General features: G+C 66.7%; 28 protein-coding genes and 1 tRNA gene. 15 read left to right on the top strand and 14 right to left on the bottom strand.

Annotated elements, in window-relative coordinates:
• Positions 1-146: 146 nt before the first annotated feature.
• Complete coding sequence (locus SSA01S_RS02710) at positions 147-500, top strand: hypothetical protein (protein ID WP_061779076.1); 354 nt, start codon at positions 147-149, stop codon at positions 498-500.
• Between the two features lie 65 nt (positions 501-565).
• Here SSA01S_RS02710 and SSA01S_RS02705 read toward each other — a convergent pair whose 3' ends face one another.
• Both SSA01S_RS02705 and SSA01S_RS02700 read right to left on the bottom strand, forming a co-directional pair.
• Positions 566-1,147, bottom strand: a complete 582-nt coding sequence (locus SSA01S_RS02705; RefSeq protein WP_058751374.1) for a CC0125/CC1285 family lipoprotein — start codon at positions 1,145-1,147, stop codon at positions 566-568.
• A gap of 125 nt (positions 1,148-1,272) precedes the next feature.
• Positions 1,273-1,692, bottom strand: coding sequence for a secondary thiamine-phosphate synthase enzyme YjbQ (locus tag SSA01S_RS02700; protein ID WP_061779075.1), 420 nt, complete (start codon positions 1,690-1,692; stop codon positions 1,273-1,275).
• A 114-nt stretch (positions 1,693-1,806) separates the two neighbouring features.
• On the opposite strand from SSA01S_RS02700, the gene SSA01S_RS02695 reads away from it, so the two are divergent.
• The 3 genes from SSA01S_RS02695 to SSA01S_RS02685 all read left to right on the top strand — a co-directional run bounded on the left by SSA01S_RS02695 (position 1,807) and on the right by SSA01S_RS02685 (position 3,798).
• A complete protein-coding gene (locus SSA01S_RS02695; RefSeq protein ID WP_058716452.1) occupies positions 1,807-2,175 on the top strand; it encodes a glycine zipper 2TM domain-containing protein in 369 nt (122 codons plus the stop codon).
• Positions 2,176-2,305: 130 nt separating this feature from the next.
• Positions 2,306-2,653: a hypothetical protein gene (locus SSA01S_RS02690; RefSeq protein WP_244885531.1), complete on the top strand. Its 348-nt coding sequence runs from the start codon at positions 2,306-2,308 to the stop codon at positions 2,651-2,653.
• A complete protein-coding gene (locus SSA01S_RS02685) occupies positions 2,650-3,798 on the top strand; it encodes a glutathionylspermidine synthase family protein (RefSeq protein WP_061779074.1) in 1,149 nt (382 codons plus the stop codon). The genes SSA01S_RS02690 and SSA01S_RS02685 overlap by 4 nt, the downstream gene beginning before the upstream one ends.
• Positions 3,799-3,838: 40 nt before the next feature.
• Here the strand turns inward: SSA01S_RS02685 and SSA01S_RS02680 are convergent.
• The 3 genes from SSA01S_RS02680 to moaA all read right to left on the bottom strand — a co-directional run bounded on the left by SSA01S_RS02680 (position 3,839) and on the right by moaA (position 5,857).
• Positions 3,839-3,913: transfer RNA gene (locus SSA01S_RS02680), tRNA-Asn, on the bottom strand.
• Between the two features lie 154 nt (positions 3,914-4,067).
• Positions 4,068-4,847: an NAD kinase gene (locus tag SSA01S_RS02675; protein ID WP_061779073.1), complete on the bottom strand. Its 780-nt coding sequence runs from the start codon at positions 4,845-4,847 to the stop codon at positions 4,068-4,070.
• Positions 4,844-5,857 (bottom strand): GTP 3',8-cyclase MoaA, encoded by a 1,014-nt coding sequence (gene moaA, locus SSA01S_RS02670; protein ID WP_061779116.1) that lies wholly within the window; start codon positions 5,855-5,857, stop codon positions 4,844-4,846. Before moaA ends, SSA01S_RS02675 begins: the two co-directional genes overlap by 4 nt.
• 83 nt (positions 5,858-5,940) lie before the next feature.
• On the opposite strand from moaA, the gene SSA01S_RS02665 reads away from it, so the two are divergent.
• Together SSA01S_RS02665 and SSA01S_RS02660 are read left to right on the top strand one after the other, a co-directional pair.
• On the top strand, positions 5,941-7,650 hold the full coding sequence (locus SSA01S_RS02665; protein ID WP_156477639.1) for a putative bifunctional diguanylate cyclase/phosphodiesterase: 1,710 nt from the start codon (positions 5,941-5,943) through the stop codon (positions 7,648-7,650).
• On the top strand, positions 7,638-8,057 hold the full coding sequence (locus tag SSA01S_RS02660; protein ID WP_061779071.1) for a YybH family protein: 420 nt from the start codon (positions 7,638-7,640) through the stop codon (positions 8,055-8,057). The genes SSA01S_RS02665 and SSA01S_RS02660 overlap by 13 nt, the downstream gene beginning before the upstream one ends.
• Positions 8,058-8,072: 15 nt before the next feature.
• Here SSA01S_RS02660 and mfd read toward each other — a convergent pair whose 3' ends face one another.
• Together mfd and SSA01S_RS02650 are read right to left on the bottom strand one after the other, a co-directional pair.
• Positions 8,073-11,540 carry a transcription-repair coupling factor gene (mfd, locus tag SSA01S_RS02655; RefSeq protein WP_061779070.1) on the bottom strand — a complete coding sequence of 1,156 codons (3,468 nt, stop codon included), beginning with the start codon at positions 11,538-11,540 and terminating at the stop codon, positions 8,073-8,075.
• Between the two features lie 55 nt (positions 11,541-11,595).
• Positions 11,596-11,862, bottom strand: a complete 267-nt coding sequence (locus SSA01S_RS02650) for an FAD assembly factor SdhE (protein WP_061779069.1) — start codon at positions 11,860-11,862, stop codon at positions 11,596-11,598.
• An 81-nt stretch (positions 11,863-11,943) separates the two neighbouring features.
• On the opposite strand from SSA01S_RS02650, the gene recG reads away from it, so the two are divergent.
• Positions 11,944-13,998, top strand: coding sequence for an ATP-dependent DNA helicase RecG (gene recG, locus SSA01S_RS02645; RefSeq protein ID WP_061779068.1), 2,055 nt, complete (start codon positions 11,944-11,946; stop codon positions 13,996-13,998).
• Between the two features lie 30 nt (positions 13,999-14,028).
• Complete coding sequence (locus SSA01S_RS02640) at positions 14,029-14,469, top strand: DMT family transporter (RefSeq protein ID WP_061779067.1); 441 nt, start codon at positions 14,029-14,031, stop codon at positions 14,467-14,469.
• A gap of 225 nt (positions 14,470-14,694) precedes the next feature.
• Here the strand turns inward: SSA01S_RS02640 and tyrS are convergent, their stop codons facing one another.
• The 5 genes from tyrS to serS all read right to left on the bottom strand — a co-directional run bounded on the left by tyrS (position 14,695) and on the right by serS (position 19,862).
• Positions 14,695-15,921: a tyrosine--tRNA ligase gene (gene tyrS, locus SSA01S_RS02635; RefSeq protein WP_061779066.1), complete on the bottom strand. Its 1,227-nt coding sequence runs from the start codon at positions 15,919-15,921 to the stop codon at positions 14,695-14,697.
• A gap of 93 nt (positions 15,922-16,014) precedes the next feature.
• Positions 16,015-16,461, bottom strand: a complete 447-nt coding sequence (locus SSA01S_RS19940; protein WP_176573038.1) for a hypothetical protein — start codon at positions 16,459-16,461, stop codon at positions 16,015-16,017.
• A 99-nt stretch (positions 16,462-16,560) separates the two neighbouring features.
• Positions 16,561-17,712 (bottom strand): M23 family metallopeptidase, encoded by a 1,152-nt coding sequence (locus SSA01S_RS02625; RefSeq protein ID WP_240954553.1) that lies wholly within the window; start codon positions 17,710-17,712, stop codon positions 16,561-16,563.
• 108 nt (positions 17,713-17,820) lie between these two features.
• A complete protein-coding gene (gene surE / locus SSA01S_RS02620) occupies positions 17,821-18,585 on the bottom strand; it encodes a 5'/3'-nucleotidase SurE (protein WP_061779065.1) in 765 nt (254 codons plus the stop codon).
• Positions 18,585-19,862: a serine--tRNA ligase gene (gene serS / locus SSA01S_RS02615; protein WP_061779064.1), complete on the bottom strand. Its 1,278-nt coding sequence runs from the start codon at positions 19,860-19,862 to the stop codon at positions 18,585-18,587. Before serS ends, surE begins: the two co-directional genes overlap by 1 nt.
• Before the next feature lie 89 nt (positions 19,863-19,951).
• Here serS and SSA01S_RS02610 point away from each other — a divergent pair, with 89 nt between their 5' ends.
• The 5 genes from SSA01S_RS02610 to SSA01S_RS02590 all read left to right on the top strand — a co-directional run bounded on the left by SSA01S_RS02610 (position 19,952) and on the right by SSA01S_RS02590 (position 22,892).
• Positions 19,952-20,383 carry a host attachment family protein gene (locus SSA01S_RS02610; RefSeq protein WP_061779063.1) on the top strand — a complete coding sequence of 144 codons (432 nt, stop codon included), beginning with the start codon at positions 19,952-19,954 and terminating at the stop codon, positions 20,381-20,383.
• A 67-nt stretch (positions 20,384-20,450) separates the two neighbouring features.
• Positions 20,451-20,636: a hypothetical protein gene (locus SSA01S_RS02605; protein WP_061779062.1), complete on the top strand. Its 186-nt coding sequence runs from the start codon at positions 20,451-20,453 to the stop codon at positions 20,634-20,636.
• A 30-nt stretch (positions 20,637-20,666) separates the two neighbouring features.
• Positions 20,667-21,113, top strand: a complete 447-nt coding sequence (locus tag SSA01S_RS02600; RefSeq protein ID WP_061779061.1) for a hypothetical protein — start codon at positions 20,667-20,669, stop codon at positions 21,111-21,113.
• A gap of 733 nt (positions 21,114-21,846) precedes the next feature.
• A complete protein-coding gene (gene dksA, locus SSA01S_RS02595; protein WP_061779060.1) occupies positions 21,847-22,308 on the top strand; it encodes an RNA polymerase-binding protein DksA in 462 nt (153 codons plus the stop codon).
• A 179-nt stretch (positions 22,309-22,487) separates the two neighbouring features.
• The gene (locus tag SSA01S_RS02590; RefSeq protein ID WP_082794892.1) at positions 22,488-22,892 is read left to right on the top strand and encodes a PilZ domain-containing protein; all 405 of its coding nucleotides are present in this window, start codon (positions 22,488-22,490) and stop codon (positions 22,890-22,892) included.
• Positions 22,893-23,029: 137 nt separating this feature from the next.
• Here SSA01S_RS02590 and SSA01S_RS18995 read toward each other — a convergent pair whose 3' ends face one another.
• Positions 23,030-23,185, bottom strand: a complete 156-nt coding sequence (locus SSA01S_RS18995; RefSeq protein ID WP_082670152.1) for a DUF465 domain-containing protein — start codon at positions 23,183-23,185, stop codon at positions 23,030-23,032.
• Positions 23,186-23,402: 217 nt separating this feature from the next.
• On the opposite strand from SSA01S_RS18995, the gene SSA01S_RS02585 reads away from it, so the two are divergent.
• Together SSA01S_RS02585 and SSA01S_RS02580 are read left to right on the top strand one after the other, a co-directional pair.
• A complete protein-coding gene (locus tag SSA01S_RS02585; protein ID WP_058717638.1) occupies positions 23,403-23,600 on the top strand; it encodes a YdcH family protein in 198 nt (65 codons plus the stop codon).
• A 76-nt stretch (positions 23,601-23,676) separates the two neighbouring features.
• Entirely contained in the window at positions 23,677-24,138 is a 462-nt protein-coding gene (locus SSA01S_RS02580) for a DUF1465 family protein (protein ID WP_061779113.1), read from the top strand.
• Between the two features lie 3 nt (positions 24,139-24,141).
• On the opposite strand, the gene SSA01S_RS02575 is transcribed toward SSA01S_RS02580, so the two are convergent.
• A complete protein-coding gene (locus tag SSA01S_RS02575) occupies positions 24,142-25,116 on the bottom strand; it encodes an NAD(P)H-dependent flavin oxidoreductase (protein WP_061779059.1) in 975 nt (324 codons plus the stop codon).
• Between the last annotated feature and the right edge of the window lie 22 nt (positions 25,117-25,138).

Below are 25,138 nucleotides of genomic sequence, written 5' to 3'. Positions count from 1 at the left end.
TCAAGGCTGGTGGGGGCAGAGTGACCTCGCAATGGGCGACACCCCTCCGTCAGTTCTGCGGACTGCCACCTCCCCTTGCAGGGAAGGAATAGACAGGGAATGTTCAGTCGCAGAGAGCGATCCTCCGCCGACAGGGAGGATCAATCATGAAGCGCTGTGCAATTTCGGCCGTCATCATGGCCGCGTCACCAGCCGCCGCGCCTGCGCAGTTTGTCCGCGCCGGACCACCGACCGATATCCTCGCCATGCCAAACCATCAGCCCGACACCGGCATGGACCGGCGTGATATCCGTCGCTCGATCCGCGAAGGGCAGCGCAGCGGCGACATATCGCGTGCGGAGGCCCGATCCTTTCGGCGGGAGGATGCCGCGATCGGCGAACTGGGCGAGCGTTTCGCCCAGGACGGGCTATCCTTGTCCGAAGAACGCGAGTTGCAGGTCCGCACCGAAGCATTGCGCGGCATGGTCAACGCCCGCCGTGTGCGCGGCGGACAGCCCTGATTCCAATGAAAAAGGGCGGCCATCCCGGAGGATGACCGCCCTGATGACGTGTTGGAAAGACCGACTTACTTCGGCATCACCACCGTAGGCCCGATCGTGCTGACGATCGCGCGGGCGTCGAAGGCGCGGAGATTGTCGCGCGGGATCGGGCCCTTGCGCATCACGACCTCGGCGGTCGCCTCGTACCGGTCGATAGTGTTGATATCCATGTTATTGCCGAAGAAGGGATCACCCCAGAACGGGTCCCAGCTGCGCCAACCGAAGCCGCGGCCATAATAGCGCCACGACGGGCCCCACCAGCCGCCGCCCCAGCCGCCGAAGCCCGGACCGAAGGCGCCGGGCGTCGAATAGGTGCGCGAGCGCAGCTGCGTGTCGCGATCGGCCATCACGAAATAGTCATAGCCATTGGCCAGCGTCAGCTCGGCCGCACGGAACAGCAGGTAACGCTCGACGGTATCGCGCGACGTCACGGTGTTGCCCGCGAAGCTGACGATGAAGCGGCCGGGCTCCAGCTGCTGGTCGGAATAACCGGTGCGATAAAAACCCGAACCCGTCGCCGGACGATAGGTGGTTTCGGTCGCACATCCCGCGACCATCAAGGTGCTGGCGCCGAGCAGCGCGAGCGCGATCTTCCGACCGAATTGCATGGACACTTCTTCCTTTCCTTGCCGCCCGACCGAGCCGGACGGCAACAGCCCTGTAGCTGGTGCCCGTTTAGCTCATCTCTCCAGAACGGTCGATGAACGGTTTGGCTCCCGCGATGAATAGTGCGTCACACGCCCGCCATATGGATTGCAATTTGCCGACGATGCGGTGCGCGGCGATGCTCGAAGAGGTAGATGCCCTGCCATGTGCCCAGCGCCAGCCGCCCGCCGATCAGCGGAATGGACAGGTGGATGCCGGTCAGGATGGCGCGCAGATGCGCGGGCATGTCGTCAGGCCCTTCGTCGTCATGGGCATAGGCACGAGCGTCCTCCGGTGCGAGCCGGGCGAAATAGGCTAGGATGTCGGTCTTCACCTCCGGCGCGGCATTTTCCTGGATGATCAGCGAGGCCGAGGTGTGCCGACAGAATAGGGTCAGCAGACCTTCCTCCATGTCCTGTTCCCGGACCCAGGCGAAAACCGGGCGGGTAATTTCGGTCAGGCCCTGACCCTGGGTATCGACGGACAGGATGGTGGTGGCTTGGCGCATGACCGATTAATGCCCGAGCGTAGGGATCGGTGCCAGCGTGCTCGGTCATACGCCCTGAAATGAACGGCTTTGATCGGCGCGCGTTGTGCGGGCTTGAGGAAAAGGAGACCTGCCATGAAAGCCCTGCTCGCCGCTTTGGCCGTCGTTACCGTTGCCGCCCCCATCGCCGCCACCCCCGCTGTCGCGCAGGACCGCGACTATCGCTGGCACGGCGACCGCAACGACTGGGATGCTTCGCGCGATTATCGTCGCGGCAATCATCGCGAGCGTCGCCTGACCCGCGACGACCAGATTTTCCGGGGTCGTGACGGCCGCACCTATTGCAAGCGCAATGACGGCACCACCGGCCTGGTCATCGGCGCGGTGGGCGGCGGTGTGCTGGGCAATGTGATCGGCGGCGGTACGCTGGGCACGCTGCTGGGCGCGGGCGGCGGTGCGCTGCTCGGCCGCTCGATCGATCGCGGCAAGGTGCGCTGCCGCTGACGGAGGCTGGGGATGCCGGTGGCTGGTGCCACCGGTATCCCCAACCACCCCTAGCCAAAGGGGATCGCCCTGCCGCATGATGCGCGGCGGGAGAATGATGATGGCGCAATATCTGAAATGGACGACGGCGATGGCCGCAGCTTTGCTGGCCAGCGGTTGCAATCGTGCCAAGGCGGACGACAACTGGACCGCCGATCAGGATACCGCGATCTGCACCGACGCGCAGGGCAAGCGCCTGCCCGATGATCGGTGTCGCCAGACACGTGTCGGCATGGGCGGTGCGGCCTTCTGGTATTTCCTGGGGCGAGGGCGCCCCATTCCTTTCTACGGCGAACGCGCCACCGGTGGTAGCTTCCGCCCCGCAACGGGTGCGCGCTATGTCGCCGCCCCCTCCGGCAGTGCGATGACTCGGTCGATGGCGATCAGTCGCGGGGGCTTCGGTGCATCGGCGTCGCGTTTCGGTGGTGCTGGCGCATGATCCGCCAGAGCCTGTCCCCCCGTCCCGACTGGCAGGCCAAGGTCGAGGCGCTAGGCCTGATCTGGCATGACGGCGGTGACCGGCCCTATTGGGACGAAAGCGCCTGCTATCGCTTCACCCGTGCGCAGGTGGATAGCATCGAGAGTGCGACCGCCGAACTCTATCGCCTGTTCCTGGCGGCGGGGGAGGCGGTGGTCAGCGATCCCGCGCTACTCGCCCGCTTCGCAATCCCGCCCGCCTTTCATGATCCGATCCGCGAAGCCTGGGAAGCCGAGCCGCCCGCGCTGAATTTTGGGCGCTTCGACCTGGGCTATGACGGATCGGGGCCGCCTAAGCTGTTCGAGTTCAATTGCGATACGCCGACTTCGCTGCTGGAAGCGGCGGTGGTGCAATGGGCGTGGAAGGAAGAGTGTTTCCCCGCGCTCGACCAGTTCAACAGCCTGCACGAGGCGTTGGTCGCGCGCTGGGCGGAGATCGCGCCCGATCTGCCCTCGACGCTGCACGTCGCGCATATCGCGGACAGGGCGGGCGAGGATGCCGTCACCGCCGCCTATATCCGTGACACGGCCGAGGCGGCGGGCATCACCACCGTGCCCATCCTGATGGAGCGTATCGGCTGGCACCACGAGGCGCATTGCTTCGTCGACGAGGCGGATATGCGGATCGAGGCGATGTTCAAGCTCTATCCCTGGGAATGGCTGGTTCAGGAAGAGTTCGCCGTGCCGCTGCTCCACAATCTCGAGCGCGGCGACCTGACATGGATCGAGCCGGTGTGGAAGATGATCTGGTCGAACAAGGCGATCCTGCCGGTACTGTGGGACCTGTTTCCGGGCCATCCGAACCTGTTGCCCGCAAGCTTTTCCATCCCGCAGGGCGATGCGGTCGCCAAGCCCTTATTGTCGCGCGAGGGCGCCAACGTCTCGATCCGCAAGGCAGGCTGCATCGTCGCCGAGACGGCGGGGGATTATGGTGAGGAGGGCTATATCTACCAGTCGCTCTACCGACTGCCGGAAACGGCGCTGGGGTGTTTCCCGGTGCTGGGAAGCTGGGTGGTCGACGGCGCGGCCGTTGGGATGGGTATCCGCGAAGACGGGCTGATCACCTCGAACACGGCGCGGTTCGTGCCGCATGTGATCGACGGCTGATCGGTCATGGCTGGCGCTGTCTGGGGGAAGACAGCGCCGGTGGCTCCCTGAGTAGGATTCGAACCTACGGCCGCTCGATTAACAGTCGAGAGCTCTACCGCTGAGCTATCAGGGAATGTCCGGCGCTGTGGAGGGGTCCTATAAAGGGCTCGGAAAAAGCCGCAACCCCCTTTTTGACGGTCTTGCGTAAGTTTGGCCGCCAAAGTTGTGGATAAATGCCTGGGCTGCCCCGACAGGCTCAGGCGGTGAACTGCTCCCCCCGTCGCCCATCAGGCGACGAACTGTTCCATCGTGATGCGGTCGTCCAACGCGTGCTCGGGATCGAACATCAGCGTCAGCTCGCGCGATCGGTCCATGCAGATATCCACCTGCGCCACGTCGCGTACTTCGCGCTGGTCGGCGACGGCGGAGACGGGGCGCTTGCCCGGATCGAGCACCTTGATCGAAATCCGCGCCTTGTCGGGCAGGATCGCACCGCGCCAGCGCCGGGGGCGGAACGGGCTGATCGGGGTCAGCGCGATCAACGCCGAGCCAAGCGGCAGGATCGGGCCCTGTGCCGAGAAATTATAGGCGGTCGAGCCCGCCGGGGTCGCGGCGAGGATTCCGTCACAGGCCAGTTCGGGTAGGACGATGCGGCCGTTGACCGCGACTTCCAGCTTGGCGGTCTGGCGGGTTTCGCGCAGCAGCGAGACCTCGTTGATCGCGGGCAATTGGTGCACGCGACCATCGATGCCGGTCGCCGTCATCTGAAGCGGCGTGACGCGGAATGGCTTGGCACGGGCCAGCCGGTCCTCCAGCCCATAGCTGCGCCACTCGTTCATCAGGAAGCCGACCGTGCCCAGGTTCATGCCGAACACCGGCACCGGCCCGCGCCGCCGCTCCAGCATCCGGTGCAGCGTCTGCAGCATGAAGCCGTCACCGCCCAAGGCTATGACGTAATCGGCATCGTCGAAATCGACCCAATCGGCGCTGTTCTGCAGATCGGCGACCGCCGCTTGGGCAGGGGCGGTAGGCGAGGCGACGATCGCCCGCCGGAGGGATTGGGTCATCCGCCGGTCACGCTCATGTGACGCGACACGGCCGGGGCAGAGCCCGTTTCGATACGGAAGTCGTGCCGGGCGGGCTTGGCGGCCAGCCCCATGTCGATCGCCGCATCCAGCCCTGCGATACCGCCGTCGCGCAGCGCGGCCTTCAAATCCACCTGATCCTCATGACCCAGGCACATATACAGCTTGCCCTCGGTCGTCAGCCTCACGCGGTTGCAGCCGTCACAAAAATTCGCGGTCAACGGCGAGATCAGGCCGAGCCGGGTCTTGCTCCCCTCTACCTGCCAATAGCGTGCAGGCCCGCCGGTACGATGTCCGGCACGGACCAGCGGGAACGCCGCCGCCAGCCGGTCGAAGACGGTGGTCAACGGCAGGAAGCGGTCCACCCGATCCTCATCGATCGCGCCCAGCGGCATGGTTTCGATCAGCGACAGGTCCAGCCCTTCGGAAACACACCAGGCGAGCATCGAATCGATCTCGTCTTCGTTAAGACCCTTGAGCGCGACCATGTTGATCTTGATGTCCAACCCCGCGTCGCGTGCCGAGAGGATGCCGTGGATCACTTGGGCAACATCGCCGTGGCGCGTGATGTAGCGAAACCGTTCGGGATCGTGGCTGTCCAGGCTGACATTGATTCGTCTGACGCCCGCATCGACCAGCGCGCCCGCATGATCGGCCAGGCGGGTGCCGTTGGTGGTCATGGTCAGCTCGTCCAGCCCATGCCCGACATGACCACCCAGCCGCTTGACCAGATCGACCACGTCTCGCCGGACGAGCGGCTCGCCACCCGACAGGCGAATGCGGGTCACGCCGCGCGCGATGAAGCGTTCGGCGATGATCGCGATCTCATCGAGGCTCAGCAACTTGGCACGCGGCAGAAACGTCATCTGCTCGGCCATGCAATAGCGGCAGCGCAGGTCGCAGCGATCGGTGACCGAGATGCGCAAATATCGGATCGTGCGGCCATGTTGATCGACCAGCGATCCGGCAGTCGAGGCTTTGGCACTGCCCATCGTCATAAAGCTAGCCCCAAGGCGGGACGCGGGCAAGGCGGATTGCCGTTGGTGATCCCCAAGTCGGTGGATAGGATGCGCGCATGACGCAGGATGAATTCGGTTTTAACGCCCACCGCAGAGGAACGGCGGTCTTTGCGCTTTCGTTCCACCATCCTGCGATGCTGGACGAGGCGATCATCCGCGCCGGTTGGGCCATCTGGTCGATGGCGCCGCGCGATGGCGAGCCGCCGTCGGGCGACATGCTGGTGGGATCGTTCCTGGCGAGCGAGGCGCGGGTCGCCCTGATCGACGCGCGCGAGGCGGGGGATCTGGGCCTGCGTGCGGCCCAGGCACTGGGCGCGGTGATCGCGGCGACGGGCGCGGCGATGCTGGTGGCCGTGCCCGATTCCCTGTCCGAGACGCTGGACGCGTTCGTCGCGGCGGGCGCGACCCATATTCTGGCACCCGACGCCGATGACGTGATGCTCGGCGCTTCGTTGAAGCTGGCGGAGCGTCATGCCCGCCGGACGCTCGACGTCCGGCGGCGGCGCAGTCATGCCGATGGCGAAGTGGGCGAAATACATCGCTGGATCGCGGATGCGATGGACCGGGGCGATCCGTGCCTGACCATCATCGTCGCCTTGTCGCGGCTGGACCTGATCAACGCCGCCCATGGTCGCCCGGCGGGCAATATGCTGCTCCGGTCGGTCGAGGCGCGGATGCAGGCGGTTGCCGCGGCGGCGTTCGGCGAGAGCGCCATCGTCGCGCGCTCTGGCGGGTCGGAGTTCGTGATGGCGGGCGTCGCCGATCCGGCGCGGGCCCGTGCCATCGCCGAGACCCTGGAATCGCTACTCGCCTTGCCGTTCCAGGCCGGGGCGGTGCCGATGAGGCTGGGCGTCCGGCTGGGCCTGGCGGCGGCGCAACCGAATGAGGACCCGGCCGGGCTGCTCGCGCGTGCGGGAGAAGCGCTGCGTCAGGCGCAGGTCGGCGACGGCGCCATGCTGCGATTCGCGCATCCGGGCGACGTCACGCCGCTCGACGTTCTGGCCGCCGATCTTCACCACGCCATCGAGCGCGGCGAGATCGACATCGTGTTTCAACCCCAGGTCGCGATCAAGACCGGGCGGATCACCGGGGTCGAGGCGCTCGCCCGCTGGCGGCACCCGACTCTGGGGCCGCTGGGGGCCGATCCGCTGTTCGCGGCGGCGGAGCGAGCGGACCTGGGGCTGGCGCTGTCCGATCATATCCAGCAGGTCGCGCTGCAACGCGCGGCGCGCTGGCCCAAGGGGCTGTCGCACCTGCGGCTGTCGATCAACATCACCGCGGCCGATGTCGGGCGTGCCGGGTTCGCCCGGCTGTTCCTCGATCGGGTGGCGAGCAGCGGCTTTCCGATCGAGCGGCTTACCGCCGAGATTACCGAGACGGGCCTGATCCGCGAACTCGACCGCGCCGCTGTCGTGCTGGATAGCTTGCGTCAGGCGGGGGTACGGATCGCGATCGACGATTTCGGCACCGGCTATTCCAGCCTGGCCTATCTGACGAGCCTGCCGATCGACTATATCAAGCTCGACCGGGCGCTGGTGACGGAGGTCGACGCCTCGCGCCGGGACCGGGTGGTGGTGCGCGGCATCATCCGTATCGCCGCGCATCTCGGCATGGGCATCATCGCCGAGGGTGTCGAGACCCACGAACAGGCGGCGCTGCTGGGACGGCTGGGTTGCGAGACCTATCAGGGCTTCCTGCGCGCCGCGCCGCTCGATGAAGAGGCGCTGCGGACGATGGTCGAGGAGGAGCTGGCATGCGCGGCCTGAGCTTGGCGATGATCGCGCTGGCACCGGTTGCGGTCCATGCGGCGACCCCGGCCGTCGATCCGGCCGAAGCGGGCATCCGCGCCGCGATGCTGGACAGCGCGGAGGGGTGGAACAGGGGTGATCTGAACCGCTTCGTCCGCATCTACGCGCCCGACGCGGTCTTCGTCGGCAAGAGCGGGGTGACACGGGGCAAGGTCGCGATCACCCAGAATTTCCAGCGCAGCTTCACCGGCGACGGCAACAGCCGGGGGCAGCTGCGTTTCGATTTCCTCGAATGGAAGCGGCTGGGCGAACGCCGCTTCCTGATCGCGCGGTGGAATTTGTCGGGCGGCGAGAGCGGGATGACCTCGCTCCTGTTCGAGCGCCGCGCCGATGGCTGGAAGATCGTCGCCGACCATAGCAGCTGAAGGTGGGGCGGGGCGTTATCCCGCCGCCTTCGCCAACCCCTTCGATAGTTGCAGCGCACCGTGCAGTCGTGCCTTGGCGTCCGGCCAGGCGCGATTGAGGACCAGCTTGCCATCGGGGCGCAGCTTCGCCAGCTCGCCCAGCCGCTCGACATAGGCGAACAGCCCGTCGACATTGGCCGGACGATTGTCGTGGAAGCTGACCAGCACGCCGCGCGGGCCGACATCCATCTTGGCGATGCAGGCCGTCTTGGCATTCAGCTTGATCTTGATGACCTGGATCAGATTGTCGGTCGCCTCGGGCAGAGGGCCGAACCGGTCGATCATCTCGGCAGCGAATTCCTCTACCTCCTGCTGCTGTTCCAAGTCGTTAAGGCGGCGATACAGCCCCATGCGCAGGTCGAGATCGGGGACATAATCGTCCGGGATCAGGATGGGTGCGTCGACGGTGATCTGCGGGCTGAAGTCGCGCTTCTTCTCGAACGCGCCGCCCGCCTTGGCCTCCAGGATCGCCTCTTCCAGCATCGACTGGTAGAGTTCGTAGCCGACCTCCTTGATATGCCCAGACTGTTCGTCACCCAGCAGATTGCCCGCGCCGCGAATGTCGAGGTCATGGCTGGCCAGCTGGAAGCCCGCGCCCAGCGAGTCGAGGTCGGACAGAACCTTCAGCCGCTTCTCCGCCGCCTCGGTCATCTGCCGCTCGGGCGGGGTGACCATATAGGCATAGGCGCGGGTCTTTGACCGGCCGACGCGGCCGCGCAGCTGATAGAGCTGGGCCAGGCCGAAGCGGTCGGCGCGGTTGACGATCATCGTATTGGCGGACGGAATGTCGATGCCGCTTTCGATGATGGTGGTCGAGACCAGCACCTCGAACTTGCGGTCGTAGAAGGCGGACATGCGCTCTTCCACTTCGGTGGGCGACATCTGGCCGTGCGCGACGACATAGCGGACCTCGGGCACTTCCTTGCGGAGATACTCCTCGATATCCGGCAGGTCGGCGACGCGCGGGGTTACCAGGAAGCTCTGCCCGCCGCGATAATGCTCGCGCAGCAGCGCCTCGCGCAGCACCACCGGGTCCCAGGGCATGACATAGGTACGCACCGCCAGCCGGTCGACCGGCGGCGTCTGGATCACCGACAGCTCGCGCAGGCCCGACATCGCCATTTGCAGCGTGCGAGGGATCGGCGTCGCGGTCAGCGTCAGCATATGGACATCGGCCTTCAGCGCCTTCAGCCGCTCCTTGTGGGTGACGCCGAACCGCTGTTCCTCGTCGACGATGACCAGGCCCAGCCGCTTGAACTCCACCCCCTTGGCGAGCAGCGCATGGGTGCCAACGACAATATCGAGATCGCCCGACGCCGCGCCGTCCTTGGTCTTCTTGGCCTCGGTCGCGGTAACCAGGCGGGAGAGGCGGCCGATCTTGATCGGGAAACCCTCGAACCGCTGGACGAACTGGTTGTAATGCTGGCGCGCGAGCAGCGTAGTCGGACAGACGACAGCCACCTGCATGCCCGCCATCGCCGCGACGAAGGCGGCGCGCAGGGCAACCTCGGTCTTGCCGAAGCCGACATCGCCGACGATCAGCCGGTCCATCGGCTTGCCCGCGGTCAGGTCGCCCAGCACATCGTCGATGGCGCGGTCCTGATCGTCGGTTTCCTCATAGGGGAAGCGGTCGACAAAGGCCGGATAGCCCGCGCTGTCGGGTTCGGCGACCTCGCCCTGGCGCAGCGCGCGCTCGGCGGCGACCGCGATCAGCTCACCCGCGATCTCGCGGATGCGCTCCTTCATCTTGGACTTGCGCCGCTGCCACGCTTCGCCGCCCAGCCGGTCGAGGCTCGCGCCGTCCTCGCCCGAGCCGTAGCGGGTCAGGACCTCGAGATTCTCGACCGGCACGTACAACTTGTCGCCGCCGGCATAGGAGAGCGCGACGCAGTCATGCGGGCTCTTGCCGACCGGGATCGAGGTCAGCCCCTCATACCGGCCGATGCCGTGATCCGAGTGGACGACCAGATCGCCGGGCGAGAGCGTCGCCAGCTCCGCCAGGAAAGCGTCGGCCGACTTGCGCCGCTTCTGCCGCCGGACCAGCCGGTCGCCCAGCATGTCCTGCTCGGTCAGTACCGCGATGCCCGGCGCGGTGAAGCCATGGTCGAGTGGCAGGACGACCAGTGCGACGCCGAAGCTCTTCGACGTATCGGCGATGCCGAGCGCCTCCTGCCAGGTCTCGGCCGCCTTGGCGCCCTTCAGCCCATGATCCTTCAGCAGGCTGCCAAGACGTTCGCGCGCGCCGTTGGAATAGCTGGCGAGGACGGGCTTGCGGCCGTCCTTGCGCAGCGCTTCGAGGTGATCGACCACCGCCTCATAGACATTGGCGTGCGCCGCGCGTTCGGGCGCGAAGTCGCGTGCGCCGTCGACCTCGAAATCGAGGACGGTCTTGCTCTCCGGTTCGTGGAAGGGCGTGACCAGATGCGTGGTCGCGGACTCCAGCCCCGCCTCCCATTCCTTGTTGGTCAGATAGAGCGACTTGGCGGGCAGGGGGCGGAAGCTGCCCGGCTGGGCCGCCTCGGCGCGCTTGCGGTTCTCATAATAGTCGGCAATCGCATCGAACCGCCCGCTCGCCGCCGCCGCGACGCCATTGTCGCGCACCACCACGGTGCCATCGCCGAGATGGTCGAACAGCGTCGACAGCTTGTCCTCGAACAGCGGCAGCCAATGTTCCATGCCCGCCATGCGCCGCCCTTCGGACACCGCCTGGTAGAGCGGATCGCCGGTCGCCGTCGCGCCGAAGGTCTCGCGATAGCGGGTCCGGAAACGCTTGATCGATTCCTCGTCGAGCAGCGCTTCGGAGGCGGGGAGCAGGGTGAAGCCTTCGATCCGCCCCGTGGTCCGCTGGTCGGCGGGGTCGAAGGTGCGGACGCTCTCGATCTCGTCGCCAAAGAAGTCGAGGCGCAGTGCCTGGTCCTCGCCGCTGGGGAACAGGTCGACCAGGCCGCCGCGCACCGCGAACTCGCCCTGGTCATGCACCGTCTCGGTGCGGACATAGCCGTTCGCCTGGAGCAGCGCGGACAGCTTCTCCAGACCGATCCGCTCGCCGGGAGCGAGGCGCGCGACCAGCTGGCGGATGCGGAACGGGGTCAGCACGCGTTGGGTCGCGGCGTTGGCGGTGGTCAGGACCAGCTGCGGCGTCTTCGGCTTGGCCTGAAGCCGGTGGAGCCCCGCGATCCGCTCCGCCATGACGCGCAAGGTGGGCGAGGCGCGATCATAGGGCAGGCAGTCCCAGGCAGGAATCTGCAGGATTTCCAGCTCGGGCGCGAAATAGGTCGCGGTCGCGGCCAGCTCGCGCATCTGCGCATCGTCGGCGCAGATGAAGACCGCGCGCGTCGTGGCCGCCCGCGACAGGTCGGCGAGCAGCACGGGCAGGAACCCCGCCGGAACGCCCGAGAGGGTCAGCGGGCTCTGGGCGGACAGGATCGTCTTGATATCGGGCATGGGGTTCCGAAAGTGGGGGAAGGACGCGAGAGCGAAACGCCTGCGCGGGCGTAAGTTACCGTGCGATCGGCACGAAATTCAGTGCGCGCATCCGCTGCATCACCGGGCCGTCCCATTGCGGCGGACAGGGCTGCGTGCCGATCGCCCAGGCCATGATGTCGACATCCTGCTCCTCCAGCAGCGCCTCGAACCAGTCGAGCTCTTCGGGGCTCAGGGTTTCGTGATGCGCGTCGAAAAAGCCACCGATCATCAGGTCGGCTTCCTTGGTGCCGCGATGCCATGCGCGAAAGCGAAGGCGCTTGATACGGGTTTCGTGGTCCATGGGAATTCCGATCCGACGAGAATTGGCCCCACATGCTCTGGCGGCGCGCGGGGGCTTGAGGCTATACGCACCCATCTAGTCATGCGTCCCGATATCCTCAATCCGCTGTTCGCCGAAGTCACGTCGCTGAAAGGCGTCGGCCCCGGCCTCGCCAAGCCGCTCGAGCGCCTGCGCATCGCGCGGGTGGTCGATGTCGCCTTCCACCTGCCGACCGGGCATATCGACCGTTTCCCGCGCGACGAGCTGATGATGGCGGACGCAGGCCGGGTGATCGCCATTTCGCTGACCGTGAAGGAGCACCGCGTGTCATCCTCCCCGCGTGGGCCGACGCGGGTGCGGGCCGAGGATGCGGCGGGCAACAGCGTCGCGCTCGTTTATTTCGGCGGCAATTCGGGCTGGGTGAAGAAGCTGCTGCCGATCGGCGAGACGAAAATCGTGTCGGGTCGCCTCGACCTCTACGGCCAGGACTTGCAGATCGTGCACCCGGACCTAGGCGATAGCACAGAGGATTTCCGCGAGCGCGAGGCCATTTATCCGCTGTCGGAGGGGATCACCTCGCGGCGGCTGGGCGCGCTGGCGGCGCAGGCGGTGGAGCGTTCGCCGGATTTGCCCGAATGGATCGAGCCGGGACTGAAGGCGCAGCGCGGCTGGCCCGACTGGCGGGAGGCCTTGGCGCGGGTCCATGCCGATCCGGCGGATGCGAAGGCGCGCGAGCGGCTGGGTTATGACGAGGTGTTCGCCAACCAGCTGGCGATGACGCTGGTCCGTGCCGATACCCGTAAGCGGCGCGGGCGGGCGTTGAACGGCGACGGGCGGCTGCGGGACTTGCTCAAGCTGCCCTATATGCTGACCGGCGCGCAGAGCCGGACGGTGCGCGAGATCGAGGGCGATCTGGCGCAGGACGCGCCAATGCTGCGCCTGCTCCAGGGTGACGTGGGCGCGGGCAAGACCTTGGTCGCGGCGATGGCCATGCTGATCGCGGTGGAGGCCGGGGCGCAGGCGGCGATGCTAGCCCCGACCGAAATCCTGGCGCGCCAGCATTATGAGACGCTCCGCAAGACGCTGGCCGGGCTGCCGCTAGAAATCGCGGTGCTGACCGGCCGCGACAAGGGCAAGGCGCGCGAAGCCACGCTGATGGCGTTGGCGGCGGGCGAGATCGACATATTGGTCGGCACCCATGCGATCTTCCAGGAGACCGTGACCTACCGCGACCTCGCGCTGGTGGTGGTGGACGAACAGCACCGCTTCGGCGTGGCGCAGCGGATGATGCTGTCGGCCAAGGGCAAGGCCCCGCCGCACTTGCTCGCGATGACCGCGACGCCCATCCCGCGCACCCTGACGCTCGCCAATTACGGCGAGATGGATGTCAGCAGGTTGGACGAGATGCCCCCTGGCCGCCAGCCGATCGAGACTCGCGTGGTGTCCGAGGACCGGCTGGACGAGGTAGTCAACGCCCTTGGCCGTCATCTGTCGGAGGGCGGGCAGGCATACTGGGTCTGTCCGTTGGTCGAGGAAAGCGAGAAGTCCGACCTTGCCGCCGCCGAGATGCGCGCCGAGACCCTGCGCGCCCGGTTCGGCGAGCGGGTGGGCCTGGTCCATGGCAAGATGAAGCCTGCCGAGAAGGACGCCGTGATGGAGGCGTTTGCGGGCGGTCGGCTGGGCGTGCTGGTCGCGACGACGGTGATCGAAGTCGGGGTGGACGTGCCCAACGCCACGCTGATCGTGATCGAACATGCCGACCGCTTCGGCTTGGCGCAGTTGCACCAGTTGCGCGGGCGCGTCGGGCGGGGCGGGGGGCTGTCGCGCTGCCTGCTGCTGCGCGGTTCGCATTTGTCGGAAACATCGCGGGCGCGGCTTGCCCTGATGCGCGAGACCAATGACGGTTTCCGCATTGCCGAGGAGGATTTGCGGTTGCGCGGGGCGGGCGAACTGCTCGGCACGCGGCAGTCGGGGGAGATGGCGTTCCGGCTCGCCACGCCCGAAAACATGGCCGACCTGATGCAGTGCGCGCAGGACGATGCCCGGCTGCTGATCGATCGTGACGGCGGGCTGGAGGCACCGCGCGGGCAGGCAGCGCGGACGGCGCTATATCTGTTCGAGCGGGATGCGGGCGTGGCGCTGCTGCGTTCGGGCTGAACGAAGCGGCTTGGGCGGCGTTGGGCGCGTATGGCGGCTGTCTTTCCCCTTATTCTCGTTCTGATCGCGGGTCTCGGCCTGGCGATCCAGCCACCGACCAACGCCGCGCTCGCCAAGGCTTCGGGGTCGGTGGTGCTGGCGGCGCTGACGTCCTTCCTCATTGGCACGGTGGTGCTGGCGGTGGCCTGGGCCGCGATCGACCGGACCAGCCCGGCCGCGTTGAAAGGCGCGCCGAGTTGGGCGTGGCTGGGCGGATTTTATGGCGCCGGGTTCGTGGCGGTACTGGCCTATGCCGCGCCGCGGCTGGGGATTTCGGTGGCGTTGACCGCTGCGATCGCCAGCCAGCTGGTGGCGGCGTTGATCGTCGACCACTTCGGGCTGTTTGGCGTGCGGGTCGAGCCGGTGACTATGGGAAAGGTCATCGGGGTCGTGCTGGTGATCGCAGGGGCGGTGGTCGTGCGGCGGGGGTGAGTTGCAGGATTGGCCGGTCAACTAAGCCGTACCCCGGCGAAGGCCGGGGTCCAGTTGCCAGCGGTCTGTGGGGCGCTGAGCGGGGGCGATGAACAGCCTCCCACGCATTGTCATCCCGCTTCGGCGACTTGGTAGAAACTGGGCCCCGGCCTTCGCCGGGGTACAGCTTTTATGGAGAGCAAGGAGGTCCCAACCTCTGTTCAGTCTCGGTGAGGTCGAAGGGCATCACCCCGCCGTAAGCAAACCGTGGTTCTTCTTGCCCGACGACAGCTTCACCGGCTCACTACCTACGGCAATGACGGCATTCTCGTCCGCCACCTTCTCGCCATCGACCCGCGCGCCGCCGCCTGCGATCAGCCGCCGTGCTTCGCCCTTAGACTTGGCAAAGCCCAGGCCGATCAGCGCATCGACGATGGAAACCGATCCGCCCTCGACCGCAAAGCTCGGCAATGCCGCGCCCGCCGAACCTTCCTCAAAGGTCCGACGTGCCGTCTCCGCCGCTTCGTCCGCCGCCGCGCGGCCACGGCACATGGCGGTGGCTTCGTTGGCGAGGATCTTCTTCGCTTCGTTGATCTCCGCGCCTTCCAGCTTTTCGAGATGCGCGATCTCGTCCAGCGGCAAATCGGTGAACAGGCGCAGGAAGCGGCCCACGTCGCGGTCGTCGGTATTTCGCCAGAACTGCCAGTAATCGAAATGCGGCAGCTGATCCTCGTGCAGCCAGACCGCACCGGCCATCGTCTTGCCCATCTTGCCGCCATCGGCCGTGGTGATCAGCGGGGTGGTGACGCCGAACACCTCGGTCCCGTCCATGCGGCGGGCCAGCTCGATGCCGTTGACGATATTGCCCCACTGGTCCGACCCGCCCATCTGCAGGCGGCAGCCATGACGCTGCGCCAGCTCGCGGAAGTCGTAGGCTTGCAGGATCATATAGTTGAATTCGAGGAAGCTGAGCGACTGCTCACGGTCCAGGCGCAGCTTCACGGAATCGAAAGAGAGCATCCGGTTGACCGAGAAATGCTGGCCCACCTCGCGCAGGAAGGGGATGTATTCCAGCTTGTCGAGCCAGTCGGCATTGTCGACCATCACCGCATCGGTGGGGCCGTCGCCAAAGGTCAGGAAACGCTCGAAGATGCGCTTGATCGAGGCCACATTGGCCTTGATCCCGTCCTCGCCGAGCAGCTTGCGTGCTTCATCCTTGAAGCTGGGGTCGCCGATCTTGCCGGTGCCGCCGCCCATCAGGACGATCGGCTTGTGGCCGGTCTGCTGCATCCGGCGCAGCAGCATGATCTGCACCAAGCTGCCGACGTGAAGCGACGGCGCGGTGGGGTCGAAGCCGATATAGCCGGGCACCACGCCCCCGGTCGCGAGCCGGTCGAGCGACGCGGCGTCGGTCATCTGGTGGACGTAACCCCGTTCATCCAGGGTGCGAAGCAGATCGGAGGTGTATGCCATAACCGGCGCTCGTTACACCGCCGATCCGCGTTCGTCACCCTCCGGTAACGGCAAAGCGGCGCGGACCCGATGCCCGCGCCGCCTCATAATCGCTTACCGGCAGAGGGTGCGCCCGTTCTGCCGAACATAGTTGCAGGGGCGATAGCCCGATCCGCGTCCGGTATAGTTGGTATAGTCGCCCTGCGAACGCGGATCGACATAACCCGGCGTGCGCCGTGCGCGCTCATATTCGCGCGCGGTGCGGGCTTCGCGGCGCGCGCGCCAGTCGTCCCCGCGCCAGCCGCGATCGTCGCGCCAGCCGCGCCGCTCGCCCCGCCAGTCGCGACCGTCGTCGCGGCGATCCTGACGCCAGTCGCGGCGGTCGTCACGGCGATCCTGACGCCAATCGCGGCGCTCGCGATCATAACGGTCGCGATCACCGCGCGGACCATCGTCGCGCCAGGACTGCGCCTGCGCCGAGGACAGGGGAAGGGCCGTCGTCGTCGCGACGCCCACCACCGAAAGGCCGATCATGGCCAGGGCCTGAAACATCTTCTTCATAACGCCAACTCCCAGGGGCACCGGCCCCAAGTTCGTTTTCAACCTATGACAGGTCGTGGCGTTCCGAATCCTGAACCGCCCGTTAGGCAGCGTTCATCATTAGCGGCCAGGCAACTGGCTGAGCGGATCGACCGGCTGGCGGCCCCGACGCAGCTCGAAATGCAGCTCGGGCCGGTCGGCGAAACCGGTCTGGCCCGACAGCGCCAGGGTCTGGCCGCGCTTCACGCTTTGGCCGCGCTGGACCATCAGTTTCGAGGCATGGCCATATACGCTGGTCCAGCCATCGCCATGCTTGACGATGACCAAGCCGCCCAGCGCGGCGATGCCGTCACCGACATAGGCGACGACGCCGTCGGCGGTCGCCTTGATCGGCGTACCGATCGGCACCGCGATCTTGATGCCGTCATTGCGCTCCCCGCTGGAACCCGCGCCGAAACGCTTCACCACCTTGCCGTCGACCGGCCAGGCAAAGCCCGAGCGCAGGCGGGTGGGGGCGGCGACCACGGCGGTCGGCGGCAGGACCCGGCTGGGCGTGGGGCTGGGCTTGGCGGGGGCCTGGTTGGTGGCGAGCGCGGGTTCGCCGCCGGTCAGGATGTCGTCAACGTCCAGCTTGAAGGCCGCCGCACGCTCGGCCGCGCTGCTGACCGGTGCGCCGGTCGCGGTCCTGGTGGCGGCGCCCGGAATGACGATGCGCTGTCCGGCCCGCAGCACGAAGGGCTCGGTCAGGCCATTGGCCTCGACGATACGCGACCATTCGACGCCATAGGCGCGGGCGATGGCGATGCCGCTCTCGCCCGAGCGAACGAGGTGATAGCGGCCGCCGGGGATGGTCAGCGTCTGCCCGGCCTTGATGACATAAGGCGGGGTCAGGCCGTTGGCGCGCGCGATCGCCTCCGATCCCGCACCCGTCCGATCGGCCACGCCGCGCAGCGTGTCGCCGGGGCGAACGAGATAGGTGGTGTCGGCGATCTCGCGTGCGTCGGGCGTGACCGGGCGCACCTCCCAGGATGGGCGCGGCGCGGGCAGGGTGGAGACCGGCTGGCGCGGGATGTCGACCACCGGCGGCGTCAGCGGCGAACGCGTGATGGGCTGGGTGATCGTGGCCGGCACCGAACGACGAAGGGCGGGGCGACCGGTGCCGGGGCGCTGCGCCGTCGGTCGCGTCGGGGCGGGGCGCGTGACGGGGCGGGGCGGGACGCTGCTCGCCTGCGGAAGCGGCGGCGGCGGGGCGACCGGCTCGGCCGCGCTCATCGGAGGCTCCATGTTCGGAATGCAGGCGGATAACAGCAACCCGGCCCCGATCACCCCGCCGATGGATGTCACAATCCGCCCCACGCCTTAGTCCCCCCGGCTCTTAACTCAGCGATACGCTTCGTTAAGCATAGCAAGCGAAGCCGCGTGCGTCAGGTCGAGATGCAGCGGCGTGACCGCGATCCGATCATCGGCCACCGCATCCAAGTCGGTATCGTCGCCCGGCTGATGCGGCAGGCGACCGAGCGCCAGCCAGTAATAGTCGTAACCGCGCGGATCGCTGCGCTTCTCCAGCGTGGCGCGGCCATAGTCGCGCAAACCCTGCCGGGTGACGCTGATGCCCTTCACCGCCTCCGGCGCGACGGGCGGGAAGTTCACATTGACCAGCGTCCGGGGCGCGAAATCCTGGGCCAGCAACGGCCGCAGCACGCGTTCGCCCCAGGCCTCGGCCGTGGCGAAGGACACGCGGTCGCCGACCCCTTGCGCAGGGTAGCGCTGGCTGAGCGCGATGGATCGGATGCCCGCCAGCGCGCCTTCCATCGCCGCCGAAACCGTCCCGGAATAGAACACGTCCTCGCCCAGATTGGCGCCGCGATTGACGCCGGACAGGATCAGGTCGGGCTTTTTGTCCCTCATCACTTCACCCAGCGCCAACAGCACCGAATCGGTCGGCGTGCCGGTGACGGCAAAGCGCCGCTCGCCGAACTGGCGCAGCCGCATCGGGCGGGTCAGGGTCAGCGAGCGGCTGGTTCCCGACTGGTCCTCGGCCGGGGCGACGATCCAGACATCGTCGGACAGCGCGACGGCAATCCGCTCCAGCGCGGCAAGCCCCGGCGCATGATAGCCATCGTCGTTGGTGAGCAGGATGCGCATCAGCGCGGCTCCAGCACCGCCTGTCCGCCGAGATAAGGCCGAAGAATCTCGGGCACGACGACCGAGCCATCGGCCTGCTGGTAATTCTCGATCACCGCGACGAGCGTCCGGCCGACCGCAAGTCCCGAGCCGTTGAGGGTGTGGACGAAGCGGGTGCCCTTGCCCTCGGTGGGGCGATAGCGCGCCATCATCCGCCGCGCCTGGAAATCGGTGCAGGTCGAGCAGGACGAAATCTCGCGATAGCGCGCCTGTCCGGGCAGCCAGACCTCCAGATCAAAGGTGCGCGCGGCCGAAAAGCCCATGTCACCGGTGCACAGCAGCATCCGGCGATAGGGCAGGCCCAGTGCCTCGAGCACGCCCTCGGCGCAGACGGTCATCCGCTCATGTTCCGTGTCAGACTGTTCGGGCGTGGTGATCGACACCATCTCGACCTTGTCGAACTGGTGCTGGCGGATCAGACCGCGCGTGTCGCGTCCCGCCGCGCCCGCTTCCGAGCGGAAGCAGGGGGTCAGCGCGGTGAAGCGTAGCGGCAGCTCCGCCTCGCTCAGGATCGCCTCGCGCACGATATTGGTCAGCGAGACTTCGGCCGTGGGGATCAACCAGCGGCCGTCGGTGGTGCGGAACAGGTCGTCGGCGAACTTGGGCAGCTGGCCGGTGCCGAACGCGGCCTCGTCGCGGACCAGCAGCGGCGGCTGGACCAGCTCGAAGCCGTTTTCCTCGGTCATGCGGTCGAGCATGAACTGGCCGAGCGCACGCGACAGCCGTGCCATCGCCCCGCGCAGCAGGGTGAAGCGTGCGCCCGACAGGGCGACGCCGGTCTCGAAATCCATGCCCAGGGCGGGGGCGATCACGTCATGCTCGCGCGCCTCGAAAGAGAAGGTCGCAGGCTCGCCCTTCTGATGAACCAGAACATTGTCATTCTCGTCCGCGCCTGCCGGCACATCGGCGGCGGGCAGGTTGGGAATGGCGGCAAGCGCGGTGTTCAGCTCGGCCGCGACGATGCGCTCCTGCTCCTCCAACTCGGGCAGGCGCGCCTTGATCTGTGCCACTTCCTGCATCAGCGCCTCGGCGCGGGCATGGTCGCCCGCCGCCTTGGCCTGGCCGATCTGCTTGGACAGGTCGTTGCGGCGGGTCTGCGCGGCCTGCGCTTCGTCGATGACGGTGCGGCGACGCTGGTCGATCGCGATCAGGCTGTCAGCCTGGGGGACGGCGCCCCGCTTGGCAAGAGCGGCGTCGAAGGCGGCGGGTTCTTTCCGTATCGATTGGATGTCGTGCATGGGGTCGAGGCTATGGCCTCCGCTCCGCCGACACGCAACCCGTGGCGAAGCCTCCGCGTTATCCCGGTGCTCATAGAAGGAGAAACGCGATGCAGGTGCCGCATAACAGCTTCGTGCTGGTCGTAGATGGCCGCAAGAGCCTGTTCTTTCGGAACGATGGGGATGCCGAATATCCCAATCTGATCGTCGAGCAGGCGGTGGAACATCCCAATCCTGCCGACCACGACCAGAAAACCGACCGGGCAGGCCAGGCGTCCTCAACCACCGGCGGCACGATGGGCGAGACCGATTTCCACCAGCAGGAGGAAGATCGCTTCGCGGCCGAGACCGCCGAGATGCTTAAGCGCCGCGCGCTCGCCAACGAGTTCGAGTCGCTGATCGTCGTTGCCCCGCCCAAGACGTTGGGCGAACTGCGCAAACATTATCACAAGGCGGTCGAGGACCGGCTGGTCGGCGAACTCGCCAAGGACCTGACCGGCCATCCCGTGCCGGACATCGAGGCCGCACTGCAAAAGGCGTAAAGCGCCGCCCCGCGTTCGGCGGCGGTGTCAGGTTCAGGCCGCTTTGGGCCTGGCCAGTCGCCGCCGGATGACGAGCGCCGCTGCCGCGCCGCCAAAGAGCAGCACCATCGGCGGAGCGGGCACCGGGGTAGGCGGCGGCGGATCGTCATTGCCCGACGAGGACGCACTGCTCGCCGACGAAGCGCTGGACGCACTCGACGCCGAACTGGCCGAGGAGCCGTTGGACGACCAGCCATCGCTGCTCGACCCATAGCCGCTGGACGAAGCGGACGATGCCGAGGACGTGGACGAAGCCGAGGAGGTGCTCGACGCGCTCGACGAACTCACATTGCCTGAAGACGCGCTGGTCGAGGAGATGTTGCCCGACGAGGTGGACGACCCCCCGGTCGAGGTGGAAGAGCCGCCCGTCGAGGATGTCGACGACACGTTGCCCGAGGAAGTGGATGAACCTCCGGTCGAAGACGTGGATGATACGTTTCCGCTGGACGACGTGCTCGACACATTTCCACTGGACGACGTGCTGCTGACCCCGCCGGTAGAGCTGGAACTGGACGATCCGCCCGATCCACCCGAGGCGGACGAGGTGGATGTCGATCCGCCGCTGCTGGTCGAGGAGATCACCACGCTGCCGCTGGAGCCGCCCCCGCCAAAGCCGAAGCCCCCGCCAAAGCCGCCGCCCCAGCCTCCGCCGAAGCCGCCACCCCAGCCGCCGATCACGGCGGGGACATAGCCACCGCCCGATGCCAGCGACGGGCCGGTAGGGGGCAGGGGAATGGGAACCGGGGGCGCTTCGGTAGTCACGGTCACGATGGTGGGCGGCGGCGTGGTCGTGGTGGTGGCGACGCGGCGCGTGACGAAACGACGCGGCACGCGCGGCGGATCGCGGTGAACGATCCGCTTCTTCTTCACCTTGGTCTGCTTGACCAGCGCAGGGCGCTGGGGATGGTCCACCATGTGGACGGCCCCTCCGCCGATCACGGCACCGCCCGCGGCACATGCCGTCAGCTTCGCCAAGGCCATTCGCACTGACATTCTCACATCCTCAACACGGTGCCATCCCAACCGCCGCGCCCGTCACGCGGTCTGGCCGCCCGACGGCCCGCACGCGCTTATCGGTACGCCTATGTCATCATAGTGACCAAGAAAGCCTTAAGCTCCAACCCCCTAGTTCTGGATAACGTCCGGCTTTGGGATTCGGTCGCGGGGAACTTTCTGTCGGATACGCAATCCACCTTGGTCCGATGGGAGATTCGATGATCGGGTGTGGAAATACTCCGATTACGAGGCGTTGCGTCCATATTCGGTTCATGCCGCAATATTATTATAGAAATGATAGTTACGATGAAATGGTGGTCGCTTGCGGCAGAAGGTGGCACCGACTATAGGCCCTCTCGACCATCAGGGGGCGGTCCCGATTATTACGGTGCCGAACGTCGCACCGACGGGCCCTTTGGGAGAGTGGTATGGCGACGGTGTTTAATCGCGTGACGGATTCCACTGGGCCGGATGTGGCCAACGATATCGACGAGAATTATCGTCCGAGCGCGGACGAGCCGTTCATGAGCCTGAAGCAGCAGGCTTATTTTCGGCGCAAGCTGATCGAATGGAAGGAATCGATCCAGCGCGAGGCGCAGGGCACCCTGTCGCAGCTTCAGATTGATTCGCTGCGCGAACCCGATCTGACCGATCGTGCGTCGAGCGAAACCGACTGGTCGATCGAGCTGCGCACCCGCGATCGCCAGCGCAAGCTGATATCCAAGATCGATGCGGCCCTTCGCCGCCTCGACGAAGGCGAATATGGCTATTGCGAAGTGACCGGCGAGCCGATCAGCCTGGGCCGCCTGGAGGCGCGTCCCATCGCGACCATGACGGTCGAGGCGCAGGAGCGGCACGAGCGCAACGAAAAGGTTTCGCGCGACGATTGATGCGACGACGGTCGGCGCGGTTCGGCTTGTCGGAGCCGTGATCGACCCACCGCTCAGGATAAGCGCAAAAGGGCTTGTCCTGGGTGGCGATCCTGTGCCGTCCGGTTTGCATTAATAGATTGGCAATGTGGATTTGCGTAATCCGCTTGGCCGCATAATCGTCGAACACGGAAGTCGATATGGACGCGATCAACCGCACCCCTGAAACCGGATCAGCGATGACCGAGAACGAACAGGATCAGAGCGACCGGGCGGGCCAGCGTGACAGCCTGTTGCTGATGGCGCACATGACGCTGGACGGTGAGACCGCGCCGCGCGAGGTGCGGGTCCGCAATATCTCCGAGGGCGGGCTGATGGCCGAACTTCCGGTGTCGGCGGAAATCGGCTCGCCGGTGGCGCTCGACCTGCGCGGTGTGGGCGCGATTTCGGGCCGTATCGCCTGGTGTACCCAGGGCCGCGTCGGCGTCGCCTTCGATCGGCAGATCGATCCGAAGATGGTTCGCAAACCGGTAGGTGGGGGCGCCTTGACCCCGGATTATGCCAAGTCCGCCACGGTGCCGAAGACCAAGCCGTTCGGCCGCTAAGGTCGCGCATTCGGGAAAACAGAATTTTTGGTGCGGGGCTCGTACACTCCGCGTTTGTTTTGCGATGTCGGGCGATATCGCATAGCGCCCCCGCAAGGGCCGCGGCGGGTCCGGTGACCCGCGCGGCCGGACAGGGCCTATAGGCCTTGCAATTCTTCCTTCAGCTTCAGCTTTTGCTTTTTCAGATCCGCCAGGACTAAGGCGTCTGGCACGGGACGCTGCGATTCGGCGCTGATTCGCCGGTCGAGCGTGGCGTGCTTGGTCTCCAGGGCCGTTTGATGCGCCGTATGCATAGGGCTTCAACCTCCTGTCGTTTGCTTCGGGAGAGTCAGTAAATCACCAAATCGCCTGTCTGTCCCCCCACATTTTGGTCAGAATCGACCGGTCGAGCGATTTGGCGGGACGACGCGATGGGACGTGCTACCGCCTCTCGCCGCGCGGACACAGGCTTGCTACAGGGGCGCATGTGGTGTCGGGCTTTCCCCGCGCCGACCCGGCAGGGAGAGCAGGATGGACATCACGCTGGCGCGCGCGCGGATCGACCTGTTGCGCATGGAGCATCGTGATCTGGACGATGCGATCGCGGCGTTGTTGCAGTCCAATACCCCCGACCAGTTGCAGATCGCGCGCCTGAAGAAACGTAAATTGCGCCTGCGCGACGAGCTGGCCGAGTTGGAAGATCGACTGATCCCCGACATCATCGCCTGACCCCGCATCGTATCGGGACAGGCGTGCCGATCCAGGCCCTTGTCCGACCCTTCCGCCTCATGCGAGCGATATGGTCATGATCCTCGCCCTGTCCGACTCCCCGTTTCAATCGAAGCTGATCGATGGCCTTTTCAGCGAGGCCATGACCTTGGCGGAGGCGGCGCGCGGCTATTTCGATGGGATCGGACGGCAGGAACGCGAATCGCTCGACCCGGTCGCACGCGTCGCCTTTTCCTGCGAATCCCTGAAAGTGACGACGCGGCTGATGCACGTCATCGCGTGGGTCCTGACCCAGCGGGCCGTGGAGGCGGGTGAGATGGGCTGGACCGAGGCGCGCGAGCCCGTGCGGCGGCTGGGCAGTTCACCTGAGTCGGAGGAGCGGGATGTGGTCGAGCTGCCGCCCCATGCCCGGACGCTGACCTGGGCCAGCCTGGACCTGCATCGGCGGGTCCAGCGGCTGGACCAACTGGCCGACCAGCATATGCCGGAGGTCGGCCCGGTACAGTTGCTCCACGCCCGGCTCGACCAAGCCTTTTAAGGCTTAGCCTCTCAGCGACAGGCGTTCCCGCGCCGCCGCATATTGCTGGGCCAGGGTCGCGATCCGCTCGGCGGCGGGGACGATCCTGTCGACCGCGCCGATGCCTTGGCCCGCACCCCAGATGTCGCGCCATGCCTTGGCTGCCTGGCCGCCGCCGAAGTTCATCGTCTGGGCATCGCCATCGGGCAGGTGATCAGGGTCCAGCCCCGCAGCCACGATCGAGGCGCGCAGATAATTGCCGTGCACCCCGGTAAACAGGCTGGAGTAGATGATGTCGCTCGCCCCGCCGTCGACTACCGCCTGCTTGTATGCCTCGGCCGCGTTGGCTTCCTGCGTCGCGATGAAGGGGGAGCCGATATAGGCGAAGTCGGCGCCCATCGCCTGCGCCGCCAGGATCGCGTCGCCGGTCGCGATGGCGCCCGCCAGCGCGAGGGGGCCGTCGAACCACGCCCGGATTTCCTGGACCAGTGCGAAGGGCGACAGCCGCCCGGCATGGCCACCCGCGCCCGTTGCCACCGCGATCAAGCCGTCCGCGCCCTTTTCGACCGCCTTGTGCGCGAACCGGTCGTCGATCACGTCGTGCAGCGTGATCCCGCCCCAGCTGCGCACGCCCGCATTCAGGTCCTCGCGCGCACCCAGCGAGGTGATGACGATCGGCACCTTCCATTTGGCGCAGACCGCCAGATCGGCTTCCAGCCGATCGTTGGAGCGGTGGACGATCTGGTTGACCGCAAAGGGCGCGGCCGGACGGTCGGGATGCGCCCGGTCATGCGCCGCCAGCTCCTCGGTAATGCGATGCAGCCATTCGTCGAGCAGGCTGGCGGGCCGCGCATTCAGCGCCGGGAAGGACCCCACGATCCCCGCCTTGCACTGGGCGATGACCAGATCGGGATTGGAGATGATGAACAACGGCGATCCGATGACCGGCAGCGTCAAACGGTCGAAGGGCGGGCGACTCAGGGCAGGGGGCAGGCTCATGGCTTGACGATAACGTAAACGT

Origin of the sequence: Sphingomonas sanguinis NBRC 13937, from assembly GCF_001591005.1 — a bacterium.
Taxonomy (GTDB): Bacteria; Pseudomonadota; Alphaproteobacteria; order Sphingomonadales; family Sphingomonadaceae; genus Sphingomonas; species Sphingomonas sanguinis.
The sequence above is the reverse complement of the archived record's forward strand: the minus strand, read 5'-3'. Positions and strand labels throughout refer to the sequence as shown.